Origin of the sequence: Glycomyces sp. NPDC021274 (assembly GCF_040641195.1) — a bacterium.
Taxonomy (GTDB): Bacteria; Actinomycetota; Actinomycetes; order Mycobacteriales; family Micromonosporaceae; genus Glycomyces.
The window spans coordinates 1-1009 of record NZ_JBFADC010000149.1 but is presented as its reverse complement, the minus strand read 5'-3'; the positions used below and the strand labels follow the sequence as shown (position 1 = coordinate 1009).

1 protein-coding gene is annotated in these 1009 nt (G+C 71.8%); it reads left to right on the top strand.

What is annotated here, in order from left to right; genetic code table 11:
- Nucleotides 1-217: 217 nt before the first annotated feature.
- Nucleotides 218-1009, top strand: a 792-nt coding sequence (locus AB0I03_RS27240) for a dolichyl-phosphate beta-glucosyltransferase (RefSeq protein ID WP_360417530.1), incomplete at its 3' end; no start/stop codon positions are given.

Genomic DNA, 1009 nt, shown 5'->3' with positions numbered 1-1009 from the left:
GCTGGCCATCGTGGAGGCGGTGGTGGCCGCGCACGGCGGGACGGTCGCGGTGGCGAGCGGGCCGGGGCGGACGGTGTTCACGGTGACGCTGCCGGTGGCGGGGCGCCGGTAGCCGGGGCGGGCACGGGGGGCCGGGTCCGCCCGCCTGTACCGACTCACAGGCGGCCCACAGCTTCACCACACGGCCGTGACAGGCCGGTTGGCGAACGTCGTGGGCATGACGACGCCTCCGCCGACCCCGACCTCGACGCCGCTGGGTTCCCTGCCACCACGTGAGCATCTGCGCCTCGGCCAGATCGAGACCGTCCTCGATGTCGTGATCCCCGTCTACAACGAGGAGAAGGACCTGGAGTCCTGTGTGCGTCGGCTGCACGACCACCTGACCCGCACCTTCCCCTACGGGTTCCGGATCACCATCGCGGACAACGCGAGCACCGACGACACGCCCCGGATCGCCGCCCGGCTGGACGACGGGATGGACCATGTCACCGCCGTGCGGCTGGAGCAGAAGGGGCGCGGGCGGGCGCTGCGCACGGTGTGGTCGCTGTCCGAGGCGCCGGTGCTGGCCTATATGGACGTCGATCTGTCCACTGACCTCAATGCGCTGTTGCCGCTGGTGGCGCCCCTGATCTCCGGGCATTCGGACCTGGCGATCGGGTCTCGGCTCAGCCGGAGCGCCCGGGTGGTCCGCGGGCCCAAGCGCGAGTTCATCTCCCGAAGCTACAACCTCATCCTGCGGGGCTCGCTCGCCGCGCGCTTCTCCGACGCGCAGTGCGGCTTCAAGGCGATCCGCGGCGATGTCGCGAGCCGGTTGCTGCCGCTGATCGAGGACACCGGCTGGTTCTTCGACACCGAGATGCTGGTGCTGGCCGAGCGCGCCGGACTGCGCATCCACGAGGTGCCGGTGGACTGGGTGGACGACCCCGACAGCACCGTGCACCTGGTGCGGACCGCGACCGACGACCTCAAGGGCGTCTGGCGGGTGGGGCGGGCGCTGGCGACCGGCGCG